16 protein-coding genes and 1 pseudogene are annotated in these 17,926 nt (G+C 71.6%); 6 read left to right on the top strand and 11 right to left on the bottom strand.

The features are described from left to right. Positions 1 to 53 precede the first annotated feature (53 nt). Positions 54 to 623: a helix-turn-helix domain-containing protein gene (locus ACFZDK_RS42545; protein ID WP_390981070.1), complete on the top strand. Its 570-nt coding sequence runs from the start codon at positions 54 to 56 to the stop codon at positions 621 to 623. A gap of 73 nt (positions 624 to 696) precedes the next feature. On the opposite strand, the gene ACFZDK_RS42550 is transcribed toward ACFZDK_RS42545, so the two are convergent. Together ACFZDK_RS42550 and ACFZDK_RS42555 are read right to left on the bottom strand one after the other, a co-directional pair. Beyond that, the gene (locus ACFZDK_RS42550) at positions 697 to 1,275 is read right to left on the bottom strand and encodes a hypothetical protein (RefSeq protein WP_390981017.1); all 579 of its coding nucleotides are present in this window, start codon (positions 1,273 to 1,275) and stop codon (positions 697 to 699) included. 917 nt (positions 1,276 to 2,192) lie between these two features. Beyond that, positions 2,193 to 2,399: pseudogene (locus tag ACFZDK_RS42555) on the bottom strand (IS256 family transposase); the annotation flags it as partial. 723 nt (positions 2,400 to 3,122) lie between these two features. Here ACFZDK_RS42555 and ACFZDK_RS42560 point away from each other — a divergent pair. After that, the gene (locus ACFZDK_RS42560) at positions 3,123 to 4,442 is read left to right on the top strand and encodes a S8 family serine peptidase (protein WP_390981019.1); all 1,320 of its coding nucleotides are present in this window, start codon (positions 3,123 to 3,125) and stop codon (positions 4,440 to 4,442) included. Beyond that, the gene (locus ACFZDK_RS42565; RefSeq protein WP_390981021.1) at positions 4,439 to 4,687 is read left to right on the top strand and encodes a hypothetical protein; all 249 of its coding nucleotides are present in this window, start codon (positions 4,439 to 4,441) and stop codon (positions 4,685 to 4,687) included. The genes ACFZDK_RS42560 and ACFZDK_RS42565 overlap by 4 nt, the downstream gene beginning before the upstream one ends. A 265-nt stretch (positions 4,688 to 4,952) precedes the next feature. Here the strand turns inward: ACFZDK_RS42565 and ACFZDK_RS42570 are convergent, their stop codons facing one another. The 7 genes from ACFZDK_RS42570 to ACFZDK_RS42600 all read right to left on the bottom strand — a co-directional run bounded on the left by ACFZDK_RS42570 (position 4,953) and on the right by ACFZDK_RS42600 (position 13,369). Beyond that, on the bottom strand, positions 4,953 to 5,801 hold the full coding sequence (locus ACFZDK_RS42570) for an SGNH/GDSL hydrolase family protein (RefSeq protein ID WP_390981023.1): 849 nt from the start codon (positions 5,799 to 5,801) through the stop codon (positions 4,953 to 4,955). A gap of 319 nt (positions 5,802 to 6,120) precedes the next feature. Beyond that, positions 6,121 to 7,134: a CNNM domain-containing protein gene (locus ACFZDK_RS42575; protein WP_390981025.1), complete on the bottom strand. Its 1,014-nt coding sequence runs from the start codon at positions 7,132 to 7,134 to the stop codon at positions 6,121 to 6,123. Beyond that, positions 7,131 to 8,465, bottom strand: a complete 1,335-nt coding sequence (locus ACFZDK_RS42580) for a CNNM domain-containing protein (RefSeq protein WP_390981027.1) — start codon at positions 8,463 to 8,465, stop codon at positions 7,131 to 7,133. The genes ACFZDK_RS42575 and ACFZDK_RS42580 overlap by 4 nt, the downstream gene beginning before the upstream one ends. A gap of 163 nt (positions 8,466 to 8,628) precedes the next feature. After that, complete coding sequence (locus ACFZDK_RS42585) at positions 8,629 to 9,063, bottom strand: GNAT family N-acetyltransferase (RefSeq protein ID WP_390981029.1); 435 nt, start codon at positions 9,061 to 9,063, stop codon at positions 8,629 to 8,631. Positions 9,064 to 9,107: 44 nt separating this feature from the next. Next, positions 9,108 to 9,962: a TIGR03621 family F420-dependent LLM class oxidoreductase gene (locus ACFZDK_RS42590; protein ID WP_390981031.1), complete on the bottom strand. Its 855-nt coding sequence runs from the start codon at positions 9,960 to 9,962 to the stop codon at positions 9,108 to 9,110. 46 nt (positions 9,963 to 10,008) lie between these two features. Beyond that, entirely contained in the window at positions 10,009 to 12,576 is a 2,568-nt protein-coding gene (locus ACFZDK_RS42595) for an FtsX-like permease family protein (RefSeq protein ID WP_390981033.1), read from the bottom strand. A gap of 4 nt (positions 12,577 to 12,580) precedes the next feature. Next, complete coding sequence (locus ACFZDK_RS42600; protein ID WP_390981035.1) at positions 12,581 to 13,369, bottom strand: ATP-binding cassette domain-containing protein; 789 nt, start codon at positions 13,367 to 13,369, stop codon at positions 12,581 to 12,583. A gap of 129 nt (positions 13,370 to 13,498) precedes the next feature. Between ACFZDK_RS42600 and ACFZDK_RS42605 the strand changes: the two genes are divergently transcribed. Together ACFZDK_RS42605 and ACFZDK_RS42610 are read left to right on the top strand one after the other, a co-directional pair. Further along, positions 13,499 to 13,750, top strand: coding sequence for a toxin-antitoxin system HicB family antitoxin (locus ACFZDK_RS42605; RefSeq protein WP_390981037.1), 252 nt, complete (start codon positions 13,499 to 13,501; stop codon positions 13,748 to 13,750). 4 nt (positions 13,751 to 13,754) lie between these two features. Beyond that, positions 13,755 to 14,129, top strand: a complete 375-nt coding sequence (locus tag ACFZDK_RS42610) for a fic family toxin-antitoxin system, toxin component (RefSeq protein WP_390981039.1) — start codon at positions 13,755 to 13,757, stop codon at positions 14,127 to 14,129. Here ACFZDK_RS42610 and ACFZDK_RS42615 read toward each other — a convergent pair whose 3' ends face one another. Beyond that, a complete protein-coding gene (locus ACFZDK_RS42615; RefSeq protein WP_390981041.1) occupies positions 14,130 to 14,813 on the bottom strand; it encodes a methyltransferase domain-containing protein in 684 nt (227 codons plus the stop codon). It lies immediately after the preceding gene. Between the two features lie 81 nt (positions 14,814 to 14,894). Further along, positions 14,895 to 15,581: a triacylglycerol lipase gene (locus ACFZDK_RS42620; protein ID WP_359219533.1), complete on the bottom strand. Its 687-nt coding sequence runs from the start codon at positions 15,579 to 15,581 to the stop codon at positions 14,895 to 14,897. A 116-nt stretch (positions 15,582 to 15,697) separates the two neighbouring features. On the opposite strand from ACFZDK_RS42620, the gene ACFZDK_RS42625 reads away from it, so the two are divergent. Continuing rightward, positions 15,698 to 17,872, top strand: a complete 2,175-nt coding sequence (locus ACFZDK_RS42625) for a LuxR C-terminal-related transcriptional regulator (RefSeq protein ID WP_390981044.1) — start codon at positions 15,698 to 15,700, stop codon at positions 17,870 to 17,872. The last annotated feature ends 54 nt before the right edge of the window (positions 17,873 to 17,926 follow it).

The following is a 17,926-nucleotide window of genomic DNA, read 5'->3' on the forward strand; positions in this document are numbered from 1 at the left end:
ACGGCGACGACCTCGACGACTCCGACGACTTCGACGACTTCGACGACAAGGCACTGGAGCGGATCATCGCGGTCCGCACCCGTGAATACCGGCAGGCGGCAGGGGTCTCGGTCGGGGAGATGGCGCAGCGCGTCGGGATCTCCAAGGCCATGCTGTCGAAGATCGAGAACGCCCAGACGGCGTGCAGCCTCACCACCCTCGCGCGCCTCGCCCGCGGCCTCGACGTCCCCGTCACCGCCCTGTTCCGGGGCATGGACGACGACCGGGAGGCGGTCTTCGTGCCGGCCGGCCACGGTGCCCGGATCGTCCGGCGCGGCAGCCGCGTCGGACACGAGTACGCCCAGCTGGGCTCGTTGCGGGGCGCCCACAAGCGGATGGACGCCCTGCTGGTCACCCTCACCGAGCAGAGCGAGGTCTTCCCGCTCTTCCAGCACGGTGGCACCGAGTTGCTCTACATGCTCGAGGGCGAGATGGTCTACGGCCACGGCAAGGCCAGTTACACCCTGCGCCCCGGCGACGCGCTCCAGTTCGACGGCGAGGCCCCGCACGGCCCCGAACGCCTCGTCGCACTGCCGATCCGCTTCCTCACGGTGACGGCCTTCGGGGACAGCCCCCAGCACTGAGCCGGGAACCGGCCCGCGCCGCTACGCCTCGTACGGCAGCGGCTCCGGCTGCTGCCGCACGAGGCTGTCGCCGTCAGTACTTGGCGGCCAGACTGACCTGAGTGTCGCCTCCGGCGCCTTCGAGCCGCCACCGCAGCCACTTACGGTCGGGCGCGTTCGTGTTCACGGAGAGCCAGTGTCCCGGAACAACCACGCCCTGCCAGTTCTGGACCCAGAAGCACTCCTGGCCGTTGCACTGCCACATGTCGACGTAGAAGGTGGCGTTGCGCGACCCCTCGCGACCTACCATCGCGATCCCTGTTCCGAAACCCACAGCACGATCCGTCCCGCAGGTCGCCCAGTCCCAACCCTGCAGACACACCTGGGCGCCAGTGCAGAAGTTGTTCCGGAACCAGGTCTGCTCGTCCGTGGTGAGCACCGACGGATCGCCGTAGCCGGCCCGTTCGCCACTCGCCTGCTCCCCGGCGTCGGGCGGTGCCTCGACCTCGCCCAGAGTGGAGGGAACCTGATCGACCGCGCGACCGCTCTCCACGATCGCCTTCGTACCGTCGGAGAGGTCGATGATCTGGATGGCGTGGTCGTCTCCAAGCGCCATCGTTGCCTGAAGGCGCGGAGGCAATGCCTGCTTGATGTCGGTGGTCGTCGTTGCCATCTCGGACTTCCTCTCTCCGGCAAGGGACGCGCGGTGGCGTGCCCTGCCAAGACGAGTCTGCTGAAGCGGGATTGAGGGTCGCCGGTGCGTCCGTCACGGACTTCCACCCGTACGACCCCGCTCGTTCTCAGATGGATAGTGCTGTTTCGACTGCCCTACCTGGCCCTGTCGAGTGTGTTCGCCTTCATACGGCTGCTGCCGATGAGCACTGCGGACAAGGGCAATATGGGGCCTTTGTGTGCATTCTATCAGCGCATCTGGTCGCGGCGCGGCATCCAGGTCGCGATCGTCGCCACCGCCCAGCCCGGCCGCCTTCAAACGGCGCAAGCTGGAGGCCTGCGCCGAACGTCGGGTCGCCCGCCGCGGTCTGGGCTACGAGTACAACGACAAGGCGTTGCGCCGCCACGCGGCCAACCACACCGAAGAACACAACGTGAACGCGCCGTGACGCTTCCCGATGTCATCCGTGGTGCAGACGACATGCCGTATCTCGGTGTCGAACCGCAGGAACGGCACGCAAGCGCCTGCTGCGGACACCGATCACGGACGCGGCCATGCCGCACGTCGATGACACTCGCGCTCGCATCGGGGTGCGCCGGCATACGTCGACATCGTGCGCGACCTGCTGGACAGCCGCAGCGACGCCGAGATGGCCGACTACCTCAACAGCCTCGGCTCCAAGCGCAACGACCCCACCGGGTCCGGGTATCACCGTGCTCGAGGCCGTCGCATCCTCGGCGTCCACGCAGGCGCAATCCACCCCTGGATCCGCAGTGGTGAGATGGCCGCCCGCCAGGCCCGCCACCGCCGCTGGTGCATCGCCTGGGACAGCGACATCGAGGCGTACCGGACACAGGGCGTGTCCACCTCTTGGCACCCCATTCTTCCTGGAAGTCCAGGAAGCGGTCCTCGGCCGTCTTCGCGTAGCCGAGGTGGTCGGTGATCTCGCCCTCCAGGGCGGATTCCAGCACCCGCTTGGTCAGTTGCTGCAGCAGTCCGCCCTCGCCGGTCAACTGAAGCCCCCTCGCGCGAGCCCGATCGACCGGCTGTCCTGTCAACTGGTCATCCAGAACGTCCGCCGACAACTCGACCGGCCGGACCTCGTCAACCGGCTGACCGGACACAGTCACGTCGCTCAATAGGTGTTCTTCCTTGATCGGGAGTTACACCGGAGACCGCCGTACAGGCCCTTCCACCTTGTCCCGTCAACGGCCGGTACGTCGCCTTCGTGCACATCTTCAGCGTTCAACAGCCGGCCCCAACGGCACGGGCTCGTGGTGGTCCGGCAAGCACAAGCGCCACGGAGGGAACATGCAAGTCATCGACACCCCCCGCGCCCCCACGGCCTCGTCGACGCCCTCAACCGGCTCGCCGCCACACTGGGCCATCCCCACCCTGACCGGCCTCGGCCACGAGAACGCCGGAAACGGCTTCCGCCACCCGGTCAAGAGGCCCGAGGGCGGTGAACTCGTCAACTGCGACGAGACGTTGAACACCGTGATCCAGGACAAGGCCCTGCGCCGAGTCAGCCTCCACCACCGCCTGAACGAAAACCGCCAACCGTCACGAGACGTCACCGACGAGGGGTCATTCGGTCGACAGGCGGGGCGCCGCCTTCCGCCGTGGGTGGCAGCGCTGAGTTGCGGGCCTCCATGCCCGATGCCACGGTCTGAACAGGGGGATGCCGACGACCTGGCATTGGACGGCGTTGCAGGCCACGGCACTGGGCGTCGCGGCACGAATGAACCGCGCGTCCCCACCCGTGGCGCCTGTCAATCCGTGAATCGTCGCGCGTCTACAAACCGGGAAGCACACAGAAAGCGGGAAATTCAATGGTGAACGGACCCATGGGCAGGCGTGTCTTCAAGGGGCAACCCGATCAGCCCAATGGCCCCGTCACGGGCCAGGGTGCGGAGTACACCGGTCGGTACGTGGTCCTGCTCGACCCGAGCAACCAGGAGAGCGGCCTGAACGCCCTGAGTTCCGCCGCCGACATCGCGCCTGTCCAACGCGTCCGGGGCACCGAGGTCGCGAACGTCGCCGAACTCCTCGAACGCCCCGATGTTTCGGTGCACTTCGAGGAACTCGGAGTCGCCGTCGTCGAGGTACGGCCCGATCAGCGCCACACGCTGGTGACGACGGCCGAGGCAGAGCCGTCGATCATCGCGGCGGAACCGGAGCGCATGGTGTACGCCATGCCGATCACCGCCCCGCAGCAGGCACCGACCGAGTTCTTCCCGGCCTACCGCAGCGACGAGGACGTGGTCACCCGCCACACCAGAGCCGAAATCGCCGCCGCCCAGGGCCCAGCCTTGGACGAGCAGACGTTCACCTGGGGCCTGCAGGCGATCCGGGCCAACCTGTCCCACCTGACCGGACGCGGTGTGAAGGTCGCTGTCCTTGACACCGGCGTGGACATCACCCACCCGGACCTGGTCCGGTGTGTCGAGGACACGATGTCCTTCGTGGTCGGCGAGGCAGTCGAGGATGGCCATGGCCATGGCACCCACTGCATCGGTACTGTTGCCGGCCCGAAAGACCCCCAGCAGAAACCCCGTTACGGCGTGGCCTGCGACGCGCGGATCCTCGCCGGGAAGGTCCTCAGCAACCAGGGCAGCGGCGCCGACGGCCAGATCCTGGCGGGTATGGTCTGGGCCATCGCCCGGGGCGCGCGGGTGATCTCCTTGTCGCTCGGCTCTCGGGTCCAACCCGGTGAGCTGTTCCCGCAGACGTACGAGATTCTGGCCCAGCGCGCGCTCGAGCGCGGGACGGTGATCGTCGCCGCCGCGGGCAACGACAGCAGCCGGCCCTCGAACATTCTGCCGGTCAGCCGACCCGCCAACTGTCCCTCCGTCCTCGCGGTAGCCGCGCTCGACAAGTCGATCACGCCGTCGTTCTTCTCCAACGGCGAAATCAACGGCCAGGGCGGTGAGATCAACATCGCCGCGCCCGGCAGGGACGTGCGCTCGGCCGCTCCGGGCGGCGGGTACCAGACCATGAGCGGCACGAGCATGGCCACGCCGCACGTCGCGGGTGTCCTCGCCCTGCTCGCCGAGGCCGGCCCCAACGCTTCCGCGGCCGATCTCGTGGCGAGCCTGAAATCAGGCGCGTTCCCACTGACACAGCCCGTCCGGGACGTCGGCGCGGGCCTGCTGCAGGCCCCGTGAGTGAGTCAACCCAGTCCGCGCCGGTCGGGGTCATCCTCGCGGTGGACCCCGACCGGTTCGCGGAGGTGGTAGAGGCCCTGCGGCGGGCCGGGCTCACGGTCACGGGCGAGCAACCGGTCCTCGGTACGCTCTCCGGCACCGTCGCGGAGGACCGTATACCGGCCCTGGAGGTGGTCGACGGCGTCGCATCCGTCGATCGGGAGCGCACCGTCCAGCTCCCCCCGCCCGACACCCCGATCCAGTGAGCTCGGTGACGGCCCTCCTCCGTGCATCTGATCAGCCGTACGACGGTGCTGCTCGATCTGGACGGGGGTCTCCGTCGTGCAAGTCGAACGGCCGGCGGACGGCGGGCGCAGGGTCCTCCTGGTCACTGCCGACCAGACAGCCAGGGCCTGCCCGGCCTGCGGGGTGTTCGCCACCCGGGTGAAGGGCTCGGTGGCGACCCGGCCGCGCAATCTCTCCTACGTCGAGCTGCTCCATCGGTGCACGGCAGCCGGGCGGGGCGCCGGGTCAGGGCCCAACCCGTCGCCAGTCCGTCACAGGGCCGGGATTTGTGTCGTCCGTAGGGGTGACCCAGAAGGCTTTGCCCAGCTCAGCGCTGAACTGGGCGCCTGTCCGGCCGTCGCCCGAGGAGCGGCCGGTCAGGCGGCGGCCTATCCACGGCAGCAGGTACTGCTTGGTGAAGCGGGCGTCCGCGATCCGGCGCGCGGCCCAGCCGGGCGGCGGGGTGGCCGGCAGCGGCGTCCGCCACTCGGGGTCCTCGGCCTCGTGGCCGAGGGTCTGCCAGACCGCCTCGGCGACCCGGCGGTGCCCCTCGTCCGTCAGGTGCAGCCGGTCCACGTCCCACATCCGCGGGTCGGCCAGCGAGGGCGCGCCGTACAGGTCGACCACGAGGGCGCCGTGCCGTCCGGCCAGCTCGTCGACGCAGGCGAACAGCTCCTCCATACGTGGCCGGAACCGCTCCAGGACCGGGCCCTGGCGGCCGGGGCTGCGCATCAGCACCAGCTGCTCGCAGGCCGGCGTCAGCCGCTCCACCGCCTCGGTGAGCAGATCCCGGACCCGGCCCATGTCGCACTTGGGCCGGAGTGTGTCGTTGAGGCCGCCGACCAGCGTGATCACGTCGGGCCGCATCGCGGCCGCCACGTCCACCTGCTCCTCGACGATCTGCGCGATCAGCTTGCCGCGCACCGCGAGGTTCGCGTAGCGGAAGCCGGGGGTGCGGGCGGCCATCCGTCCGGCGAGGACGTCGGCCCAGCCGCGGTAGGAGCCGTCGGGGTTCAGGTCCGACATGCCCTCGGTGAAGGAGTCGCCGATCGCGACCAGACTGGAGTGTGCGGGAGGCACCGGGTTCTTGTGCATGGCGACGCAAATGGTATCCCGAGGCTCATACCCGCCGGTCGGTCACTCCCCCTCCGCCCTGCACCCGTCTCACGCGCAGCCTGCTCCCGCCCGGTTGCGGCCCGCTCGCGTTCTGCTCCCGCCCGGTCGCGGCCCACCTGCGGCCCACCCGCGCCCCACCCGCGTTCTGCTCCCGCCCGGTCGTGGCCCGCTCGTGCTCTGCTCCCGTCCGGTCGTGGCCCGCTCGTGCTCTGCTCCCGCCCGGTCGCGGCCCGCTCGCCCGCCGATTCGCGCTCCGCTCCCGCCCGGGCGTGGTTCCAGCCGCGCCCGGGACCGGGGTCTACGCGTGCTGCCCGAAGAGCTCGCGCAGGACGTCCTCCATCGTCACCAGCCCGGCCAGTCGCTCGTCGTCGCCGAGGACACCCGCCAGGTGGGTGCGGCTGCCGCGCATGGCGGTGAGTACGTCGTCGAGCGGGGTGTCCGCGCGGACGCGGGCGATCGGGCGCATGTCGCGCAGCCGGAAGGCGTCGGTGCGGGGTGAGGCGTCCAGCGCGTCCTTGACGTGGAGGTAGCCGACGATGCGCCGCCCCTCGTCCACGACCGGGAAGCGGGAGAGGCCGGACTCCGCCGAGAGGCGCTCCAGCTCCTCCGGGGTGACGCCGACGCGCGCGTAGACGACGCGTTCCAGCGGCACGACCACGTCCCGTACCGGGCGGCGGCCCAGTTCCAGGGCGTCGTGCAGCCGCTCCCGCGCCCGGTCGTCGATGAGGCCCGCCTCGCCGGCGTCCTTGACGATCTCGGCGAGCTCGGTGTCCGTGAAGGTCGCCGAGACCTCGTCCTTCGTCTCCACCCGGAGCAGCTTGAGCAGGGCGTTGGCGAAGGCGTTGATGGTGAAGATCACCGGGCGCAGCGCCCGGGACAGGGCCACCAGCGGCGGGCCGAGCAGCAGCGCGCTGCGCACCGGCTCGGCCAGCGCCACGTTCTTCGGCACCATCTCGCCGAGCAGCATGTGCAGATAGGTGGCGAGGGCCAGCGCGATCACGAAGGACACGACATGGCCCGCGCTCTCGGGCACGCCGACCGCGTGGAACACCGGCTCCAGCAGGTGTTCGATCGCCGGTTCCGCGACCACGCCCAGCACCAGCGTGCACAGCGTGATGCCGAGCTGGGCGGCGGCGAGCAGCGCGGACACGTGTTCCAGCCCCCACAGCACGCTCTTGGCCCGCCGGTCGCCCGCCTCGGCGTGCGGCTCGATCTGGGAGCGGCGCACGGAGATCAACGCGAACTCGGCACCCACGAAGAAGGCGTTCACGACCAGCGTCGCGAACCCGATCAGCAGTTGTACGGCGGTCACCGCTGCTCCTCCTGCTCCGACTCGTCGGCGAGCGGCGCGTGCAGCAGCACCCGGGCCGCCCGCCGCCCCGACGCGTCCACCACGTCCAGCCGCCACCCGGCGACCTCGACCCCGTCCCCGGTCTCGGGTATCCGGCCCAGCTCGGCGGCGACCAGCCCGGCGAGCGTCTCGTACGGCCCCTCGGGCGCCCGCAGGCCCACCCGGGCGAGCTGGTCCATCCGGGCCGCGCCGTCCGCCGAGTAGAGCGCGCGGCCCGACTCGTCGGCGCCGGCGGGGGCGAGGTCGGGGGTCTCGTGCGGGTCGTGCTCGTCGCGGACCTCGCCGACGACCTCCTCGACGATGTCCTCCAGGGTGGCGACCCCGGCCGTACCGCCGTACTCGTCGATGACGACGGCCATGGTGCGCCTGCCGCCGAGGCGGTCCAGGAGGCGGTCGACGGTGAGGGACTCGGGCACCAGGAGCGGTTCGCGCATCACCTGGGCGACCCGGGTCCGGGACCGCTCGTCGGTGGGCAGGGCGAGGATGTCCTTGATGTGGGCGGTGCCGACGACCGAGTCCAGGCTGTCCCGGTAGACGGGGAAGCGGGACAGGCCGGTCGCACGGGTGGCGTTGGCCACGTCCTCGCAGGTCGCCCGGACCTCCAGGGCGACGACCTGGACGCGCGGGGTCATCACGTTCTCCGCGGTGAGGTCCGCGAGGTTCAGGGTGCGCACGAACAGCTCGGCGGTGTCCGCCTCCAGCGCGCCCTGCCGGGCGGAGTGCCGGGCCAGCGCGGCCAGCTCCTGGGGCCCGCGCGCGGAGGCCAGCTCCTCGGCGGGCTCGATGCCCAGGCGCCGGACCAGCCGGTTCGCGGTGTTGTTCAGATGGGTGATGAAGGGCCGGAAGGCCGCGCTGAACCAGCGCTGGGCGTTGCCCACCCGCCTGGCCACGGCCAGCGGCGAGGAGATCGCCCAGTTCTTGGGCACCAGCTCGCCGACGACCATCAGGAACACCGTGGACAGCGCGGTGCCGATCACCAGCGCCAGCGAGCTCGCCGCCGACGCCCCGAGGCCCACGGCCTCCAGCGGACCGGCGAGCAGCTTGGCGATCGAGGGCTCGGCGAGCATGCCGACCACCAGGTTGGTGACCGTGATGCCGAGCTGGGCCCCCGAGAGCTGGAACGTGAGGTTCCGTACGGCCTTGAGGGCGCCGGCCGCCCCGCGCTCGCCGCGCGCCACGGCCCGCTCCAGCTCGCCGCGCTCGACCGTGGTCAGCGAGAACTCGGCCGCGACGAAGGCACCGCAGGCGAGCGACAGCAGGATCGCCACCAGCAGGAGGAGCACTTCGGTCATCGGGTCACCTCCGTCCCATGGTCGGACAGGGCGGACGGGACCGCGCGGTGTTGTCGGTACGGAGAACTGGGAGGCTCGCCCATGGGCGGACGCTCACACACCTTTCATCGAGGAGACCGGGACACGGAATGACTCCTCAATGGTAAAGGATCGGCAAAGCGGGTCACTCGGTGGTCTCCGTCAGCGGCTTCACCCACCGCCGCCACTTCTCCTCCGGCTCGTACCCCGCCGCCCGCCAGGCATGGTGCGCGGTCTCGTTGCGCACCAGCACCATCGCGTCCCCGCGCCGGCCGCCGAGTCGTACGAAGCGCTCCTCGGCGGCCGCCAGCAGCGCCGACCCGATGCCCCGGCGGCGCCGCTCCGGGTGCACCGCCAGCCGGTACAGATGGCAGCGCCAGCCGTCGAAGCCGGCGATCACCGTGCCCACCAGCTCACCGTCCAGCTCGGCGAGGAGCAGCGCCTCGGGGTCCCGGGCGACCAGGCGGTCCACCCCGCCGCGGTCGTCGCTGATGCTGGTGCCCTCGGCCGCCGCCTTCCAGAAGGCGAGCACCGCGTCCAGGTCGTCGGGCGTCGCGGCCCGTATGCGCAGGTCGGTCATACGGCGATCCCATCACGACCGCCCGCGCGGAATCCGCGTTTCCACTATGCGGACAGTGCGGCCAGCACCGGGGCGAACGCCTCCATGTACGGCTCCAGGACGGTCAGATAGGAGATGCCGTACCGCTTGCGCAGCCCCCGCACCCGCCCGGTGACCTCCTCCAGGGTGCCGACGAGGATGACGGGCAGGTCCAGGGCCTGCTCCAGGGTGAGCTGGGGCTGCCGGTCGAGCAGCGGGCCGAGCACGGACGCCGGGTCGTCGGTGACGGCCACCGTCTGGAGGAGCAGGTTCCGTTCCGCGGGTTCCGCGCGGCCCGCCGCCCACTCCGCGTAGCGCGCCACCCGTGCGTCGAGTTCCTCCGCCGCGACCGGCTCCAGCCGGCCCTCCGTGTTCCCCGGGACCAGACGGGCCCCGGCGAAGGCCGCGATGTCCGCGTGCTCGGCGGCCAGCCGCAGCATCCGGTCGCCGTTGCCCCCGATCAGCAGGGGCACCCGGTACTCGTCCGACTTCAGCAGTTCCTCGACCGTGCGCCGCAGGTGGTCCACCCGCTCGCGCGGCGAGCCGAACGGCAGCCCGGCCCGGTCGTGCTCGGCCTGCACGTAGCCGGTGCCGAGCCCGAGTTCGAGACGGCCGCCGGTCAGCGCCGCGGTCGTCGCCGCCTCGCGGGCCAGCAACACCGGGTTCCAGAAGCCCGCGTTGAGCACGAACGTGCCGAGGCGCGGCCGTTCGGTCGCCCCGGCCGCCGCCACCAGCGCCGGGAAGGGCGCCGGCATGCCGAGATGGTCGGGGACGAGGATCACGTCGTACCCGAGCTCCTCGGCACGCCGGCACTTCGCGCGCCACTCCTCGGCCGGCGCGGGCGTGAGCAGGTTGACCCCGAAGCGGAACGGACGCGGCATGAACTCTCCTCGGCAACCGGCGGCTTGAGCCTTCCGCCGGATTCCATCACTCGTGCGCGATGGCCGCCAGCACATTCATGCGCGATGCACGCAGTGCCGGCAGCAGGGCCGCCACGATGCCGACGACCGCCGAGCCGATCACCACGGCGACGATCGTGCCCCAGGGGACGGCGAGGGCCTTCATGCCCTGGAGAGCCAGGACCTGCTGGGTGCACACGCCCCACACCAGGCCGAGCGCGAGCCCCAGCACCGCGCCGAACACCGCGATCACCACCGACTCCAGCCGGATCATCCGGCGCAGCTGCCGCCGGGCCAGCCCGATCGCGCGCAGCAGCCCGATCTCCCGGGTGCGCTCCACGACCGACAGGGCGAGGGTGTTGACCACGCCGAGCACCGCGATCACGATCGCGAGACCGAGCAGCGCGTACACGAGGTACAGCAGCACGGCGATCTGGTCGTGGACCAGTTTCTTGTAGTCGGCCTGGTCACGGACCTGGACCTGCGGGAAGGGGGCGAGGGTCTGCTCCAGGTTCGCGCGGAGCCGGTCCGCGCTCGTGCCCGCGGTCCGGTTGACGTACAGCGAGGAGTCCTGGCCGCCGGGGACGTACTTCTCCACGGTGGCGATCCCGAAGAACAGTCCGCCCTGGGTGCCGAAGCCGCTGCCACCGTCCTGGTCGGTGAGGGCGCCCACCTTCATCTCGGCGGTCTTCCCGCCCTGGAACTCCACCGGGAGCACACTGCCCAGCCGGACCTTGTGGTCCTCGGCGAAGGTGGCGTCCATGCCGAGGCTGCCGGCGGCCAGCGCGGCGGCGGTGTCACCGCCCTTGTAGGCGACATGGGCGACGTCGTCGACCTGCGGGTCGTACCCGGCGGCGGTCGTGGTGATCCGTTTGCCGTCCGGCAGCCGTATCGCCACGGGCGCGAACCGCTGCCGTACGACGAGACCCACGCCGTCGGTGGAGCGCACCTTGTCGGTGATCTCCTGGGTGAACGGCAGGAAGTTGCTGTTCTGGACGACGAAGTCGGCGCCCAGCGTCTTGTCGATCTGCTGGTCGAAGGACTTGGACATGGAGGCGCTGGCCACCGACATCCCGCCGACCAGGGCGAGGCCCACCATGAGCGCGGCGGCGGTGGCACCGGTACGGCGCGGGTTGCGCAGGGCGTTGCGCTGGCTCATCCGGCCGACCGAGCCGAAGAGGGCGGGGAAGGCCCCGCCGAGGACCCGGATCACGGGCCGGACCAGCAGCGGTCCGGCGATGACGGTCGCGATCAGGGTCAGGACGACGCCGAGGCCCAGCAGCGAGGCGGCGGAGGCGGTCTTCGTGGCCGTCGCACAGCCGGCCAGGGCCGCCGCCCCGAGCGCGCCGACGACCGCGCCCACGATCGCCCGCACCTTCAACGGCTTGCCCACACCGGCGATCTCGGCGTCGGCGAGCGCCGCCATCGGGGAGACGGTGGCCGCGCGCCGGGCGGGCAGGTACGCGGCGACGAAGGTGACCCCGACCCCCACCACGTACGCGGCGACGGGCGTGCCCCAGCCGATGACCATCTCGGTGGCCTTGAGGTTCATCCCGAACGCGCTCATCAGCTTGATCAGCCCGAACGCCAGCCCGATCCCGGCGCCCAGACCCAGTGTCGAACCGACCAGCCCGAGCAGCGTCGCCTCGGTGAGCACGGACCGCCGCACCTGCCGGCGGTCGGCGCCCAGGGCCCGCAACAGGCCCAGTTCACGGGTGCGTTGGGCGATGAGCATGGAGAAGGTGTTGACGATCAGGAAGACGCCCACGAGCGTGGCGATGCCCGCGAATCCCAGCATCACGTACTTGATGACGTCGAGGAAACCGCCCAGATCCGCGGCCGAGGACTTGGCCTGCTCGTCGGCGGTCTTCAGGTCGTAGGCGCCGGTCCCGATCGCCGCCCCGATGCGGCTCTTGAGCTCGGCGTCGGTGACACCCCGCGCCGCGTCCACCGAGATGCTGGTGGCCCTGGCGGCGGAGCCCAGCAGTTCCTTCGCGGCGACCGACGGGTCGAGGAAGACCAGGGCGGCGCCCGGGTTGGTGGTGGTGAAGGTGGCGATGCCGACGATCTCCACCTCGAAGGTGCCCGGCTGGGCCTGCACGGTCAGCGTGTCGCCGATCCGCACGTGCTTCTTGTCGGCGGTGTCCGCGTCGAGCAGCGCCTGGCCGGCACCCTGCGGGGCGTGCCCCGAGGTCAGCTTCACGGGGCTGCGCGGGGTGAGGTACCAGTCGGTGGCGATGGTCGGGGCGCCGGTGGTGGGGCCGACCGACTTGTTGTGGCTGTCGACGACCACGATGTTCTGCACGGACACGTCCGCGTGCGTGTCGGCGACCCCGTCGACCTTGGCGACCTGGTCCTTCAGCGCGGCCGGCACGGTCTGGACGGCGCCGGTCGGCACCGACGACTTGAGGTCCTCCTTCGGCTCCACCGTCACATCGGCGGAGGTGGAGGCGAACAGCCGGTCGAAGGTGCGGGTGACGGTGTCGGAGAAGATCAGGCTGCCCGCGACGAACGCCACGGACAGGACGATGGCCAGCGCGGACAGCAGCAGCCGTCCCTTGTGCGCCAGGAAGCTGCGCAGGGTCGCCTTGAGCACCGGGTCAGTCCTCCTCGGGTCCCGTGGACCCGCGTCCCACGTCGAACCGCTTCATGCGTTCCAGTACGGCGTCCGCCGTCGGACTCTCCATCCGGTCCACGATCCGGCCGTCCGCGAGGAAGAGCACCAGGTCGGAGTGGGCGGCGGCGCCCGGGTCATGGGTCACCATGACGACCGTCTGGCCGAGTTGGTCGACCGCGTCCCGCAGGAAGCCGAGCACCTCCAGACCGGCCCGGGAGTCCAGGTTGCCGGTCGGCTCGTCGGCGAAGATCAGCTCGGGGCGGGAGGCCAGCGCCCGCGCGCAGGCCACGCGCTGCTGCTGGCCGCCGGAGAGCTGGGCGGGCCGGTGTTTGAGCCGGTCCCGCAGCCCCAGGGTGTCGATGACCTGGTCCAGCCACTTCTCGTCGGGTTTGCGGCCCGCGATATCCATGGGCAGGGTGATGTTCTCGGCCGCGTTCAGCGTCGGGATCAGGTTGAACGACTGGAACATGAACCCGATCCGGTCCCGGCGCAGCCGCGTCAGCTCGCGCTCCTTCAGGCCGGTGATCTCGGTGCTGCCGAGCCAGACCTGGCCGGCCGACACGGTGTCCAGCCCCGCCAGGCAGTGCATCAACGTGGACTTCCCGGAGCCGGACGGGCCCATGACCGCGGTGAAGCGGCCGCGCGCGATGTCCACGTCCACCGAGTCCAGGGCCAGCACCGCCGTCTCGCCCGCGCCGTACGCCTTGGTCAGCCCGCGGGCGCGGGCCGCGCTCCCCTCGGCGGCGGGCGCCTCCGCAGCTGCTGTGGACACGACTGCCTCCCCGTTAGCACGACCTCTATGTCCGGGTCGAGCGTAGTGTGACCCGTCGCACAGGCGGTATCACTTTTCGATTCCGATGCGCGCTTGCCGTCGCTAGCGTTCCGGCGCTAGCTTCGGTATATGGCGAAGACCCAGCTGAACGTGCGCGTGGACGAGGGCACCGCCAAGGCGGCCCGGGAGCGCGCTCTCGCGCGTGGTGTGAGCGTCAACCGCTACATAGAGGAACTGGTCATGCAGGACACGGGTGAAGCGGGCCGTACGTTCGTCGAGGCCGCCGCCGATTTCATGAGGCAGTACGAGTCCGTGTTCGCCGAGGAGTTCGGCGAGACGCACGGTACCGACACGTCTGACAAGACCGAAGGCCGTCACTGATCCCTTGAGCGACCTGACCATCGATCTCGCCTGGCTCCTCATGCTCGCCGAACAGAAGACCCCCGGGGACCCGCAGGTCACCGACTGGGGCGCGCTGATCGCGGCGGTCGCGCGGCACCGGGCCGAGATATTCGACGTCCCCGTCTACGACACCCCGCAGGCCCGCGCCGCCGCCCTGCTGCAACTCCTCATCCACGTCCCGGCCCTGGAGCGCTCGAACGCCCTGTTCGCGGCCTCGGTCGCCTACGCCTACCTGGTCGCCAGCGGCCTCAAGGTCGCCACCTCGCCCGAGCAGGTCCGCGATCTGGCCCGGCTGGTCAAGAACGGTCAGGCGAGCGTGGCCGACATCGCCGAGGAACTGCGCGGCTGGAGCCTGTGATCAGGACTCCGGGGGCTTGCGCGCGACCCCGAGCACACAGTACGAGGACGGCAGCCGGGGCCCGTGCTCCGGCAGGAACACCCGCCGGTAAGGGCCGAGTTCGAATCCGGCCGCGCGCAGTTCGGAGACCGGCTCCCGGGACAGATGGCAGTCGCCGCTCAGCAGCGGCCACACCGTCCGGTCCAGCGCCCGCTGGGTGAACCGCATCGCCGGGCCGCCGCCCGAGCCGTGCTCGAAGAACCGCAGCTCACCGCCCGGCCGCAGCACCCGCCGCACCTCCGCGAGCGCCCGTGACACGTCCCGGACACTGCACAGCACCAGCGAGAGCACGGCCGCGTCGTAGGCCTCGCTCTTCACCGGCAGCGCCTCCGCCGCGCCCGGCACCACGTCCACCGGGACCTCGGCGCGCACGGCGGCGTCGGCCGCCAACTGCCGCAGGGTGCGCTCCGGTTCGATCGCGACGACCTCCGCGACCGCACCGGGATACCGCGCGAAATTGAGCCCGTTGCCCGCACCGATCTCGATCACGCGCCCGGACAGCCCGGAGAGCAGCCGCTCCCGGATCGCCGCCATGCCGAGTCCGGTCTCGGCGGCGACGCTGCAGCGGGCGTAGAAACGGGCGAACAGCGGGTGGTGGACGGGATCCCGCACCGGTTCCCCGGAACCGAGGGACATCAGCCGCATGACGACCTCCAGACCTCCAGACGGAAGCAGGTCTACGGTGATTGTCCCCCGCACGGGCCCGTCGCACCCCCGCGACAGGTTTTACGCGATGAAGTCGCGCACCTGCTGGTACACGCCGTAGTCGTTGTTCATGTCGGTGTGCGAGATGCAGCCGACGCCGACATTGGTCGCCCCGCTCAGCAGCGCCGAGCTGTCCGGGTCGATCGCCGAGTCGCAGTTCGACCAGTACGCCGCGTACGTGACGCTGCCGGGCGTCTCGTCACCGGAGTTCAGGGCGGTCAGGAAGGAGCTGCCGGTGGTCATCTCCTTGCAGGAGGTGTACAGCCACCCGCACAGCGAGGCGACGCTCGTCCCGTGGTTCACCCCGGCGACCGACACGAAGTCGTCCACGTAGGCGGTCCCGCCGAGGTTCTTGAGGTAGTAGCGGCTGTTGAGCGCGCCCATGGAGTGGACCACCAGGTCCACCTTCGAGGCGCCGGTCGTCGAGAGGACGGACTGGATGTAGGTGGACAGCTGCGAGGCGGTGGTGACGTTCGACTTCGTCCAGTCGTACGACCAGGCGTACAGCTCCGACGAGGTGTACCCGTCGGCCTTGAAGTCCGCGATCCAGTCGTCCCAGCTGCTGGAGTCGCTGCTCAGACCGTGCACGAACACGATCGGGTTGTGGCCGGCCGCGTGCGCGGGAGTGGTGGCCAGGGGGAGAGACAGAAGGAGCGAACCGGCTATCGCCGACAGAGCCGTTGCGATGCGACGCTTTGCGCGTTGCATGATGCCTCCTGAAACGGGTGGGGTTGTTCAGGAGTGTCGGGACAGGTCTACGCGCGCCGCATCGGTGAAGTCGCCAGTCTTTACGAGTCAACTAACTCGCCAGTAACGTCTTTGGTGTGGTGATACCGGTGAACCCCCCACCTCTTGACCGCACTTCGCCACCGCAGACCACCGACGCGGGGCCGTGCCCGGCTTCGGCGCTCCCCGAGGGCGTCCGCGCCCGGGTGCTCCGTGTCGTATACGAGGACCAGCGCGCCGCGGCCGAACTCGTGCCGCGCCTCACCGCACGGCAGGCCTCGGGCGTCGACCCGCTGCCCGTCGAACCGGCCGAACTCGCACCGCGGTTGCTCCACGCCCTGCGCCGGGAGAACCGCGCCCTGCCCGACGACACCCGGCTGCTGCTGCTCCTGGCCGCCGCCGACCAGTACCCGGTCGCCACCCACGCCTTCCTGCGCGCGGTCACGGCCGCCCGGATCGACACCCGCCCGCTGGACGCGGCCGAGACCGCCGGGGTCGCCCACGCCAGCGCCGGCGGGGTGTTCTTCCGCGACGCGTGGACCCGGATCGCCGCCTACGAGACCGCTTCCCCGGCCGACCGGCGCGCGGCCCACCAGCTGCTCGCCCGGGTGCTCGGCGGCAAGGGCGAGACCGCCCGCCGCTCCTGGCACCGGGGCGCCGCCGCGCTCGGCCCCAGCGCCCGGCTCGCCGCCGAACTCCGCGTCGCCGCCGACCGGGCCCGCGCCGAGGGCCGGCCCGTGCTGGCCCGGGCGCTCGCCGAACGTTCCGCCCAGCTCTGCCCGGACCCGGTAGCCCAGGCCCGGCTGCTGGCCCGGGCCGCCGCCGACGCCTGGCGCTCCGGGGAGCCCGACCGGGCCAGACACCTCGCCGCCCGCACCGACAACGCCGCCCTCAACGGCGTCCTCGCCCTCCGAGCCGGCAACGCCTCCGAGGCCTTCGACGCCCTGCTCACCGCCGCCGTCCGGCAGGAACGTTCCGCCGACGCGGCCGAACTGCTCGCCCTCGCCACCGAGGCCGCCGTCTACACCGGCGACCTGAGACGCTGCCGGGAGGCCCATGTCCTCGCCCGGTGGCTGGACCTCCCCGCGTCCGGCGTCCTCGCCGGACTCGCCGCCGCCGTCGAAGGCCGCTACGAGGACGCCCGGGTCCTCCTTCGGGGCGCCGCGGGCCGCTCCGGACCCGGCGGCGACCCCGTGCTGCTGATCCACTCCGGCATGGCCGCCCTGATGCTCGGCGACCACACCCGTGCCGCGACCGCCACCCTCCGCGCCGCCGCCTCGGCCCGCGCCCGGGGCCTCCTGGCGACGGCGGCCCAGGCCATGGAGTTCCGCGCCTACGCCGACTTCTGGACCGGCCGCACCCGGGCCGCCGAGGCCGCCGTCCACGAGGCCCTGAGCCAGGCCCACGCCACCGGGCAGGACAACGGGGCCTGCCATCTCCAGGCCGCGCTCGCCATGTTCGCCGCCGTCACCGGCGACGAGGAGGCCTGCCGGGAGCGCGCGGCGGCCGTCCGCTCCTACGCCCTGGCGCACGGGCTCGGCCTGCCCGCCGCCCTCGCCCAGTGGGCGCTCGCCTTCCTCGACCTGACCAACGGCCGCTTCCCGGCCGCCGCCGCCCGGCTGCGCGCCCTCGCCGGGTTCGGACCCGGACACGGCCACCGGGCCATCCGGCACCTGGCCACCCCGCACTACGTGGAGGCCGCCGTCCGCACCGGCGACACCCGGGTGGCCCGCGCCGCCCACGCCGACTACCACCGCTGGGCCACCGCCGTCCGCAGCACCGACGACCTCGCCCTCAGCGCCCGCTGCCGGGCCCTGCTCGCCCCCGGCGCCGAGGCGGTCCCGCACTACCGCGCCGCGCTCGACCTGCACGCCCGGGGCACCCGCGACTTCGAACGCGCCCGCACCGAGCTGCTGTTCGCCGGCGCCCTGCGCCGGCTGCGGCACCGCACCGAGGCCCGGGACCGGCTGCACAGCGCCCTGGAGGCCTTCGAGTCCTTCGGCGCCCCGCACTGTGCCGCCCAGGCCCGCGCCGAACTCCGCGCCCTCGGCACGCCGTCCATCCCGAACTCCGCCGCCGACCCGGCGGCCGTCCTCACCGCCCAGCAGCACATGGTCGCCCGGATGGCCGCCGACGGCGCCACCAACCGCGAGATCGCCGACCGCCTCAACCTCAGCCCACGCACCATCGACCACCACCTGCGGGGCGTCTTCAGCCGGTTGGGGATCCGGTCCAGGATCGAACTGGTACGGCTGCTCGGCGAGTCGTCCTAGGGAGCAGTTCCGTGATGCGGGCAGGCCGTCGGTCGGGTGCGGCTGTGTGGGGGT

The organism is Streptomyces sp. NPDC007901 (genome assembly GCF_042959465.1).
Lineage (GTDB): Bacteria > Actinomycetota > Actinomycetes > Streptomycetales > Streptomycetaceae > Streptomyces.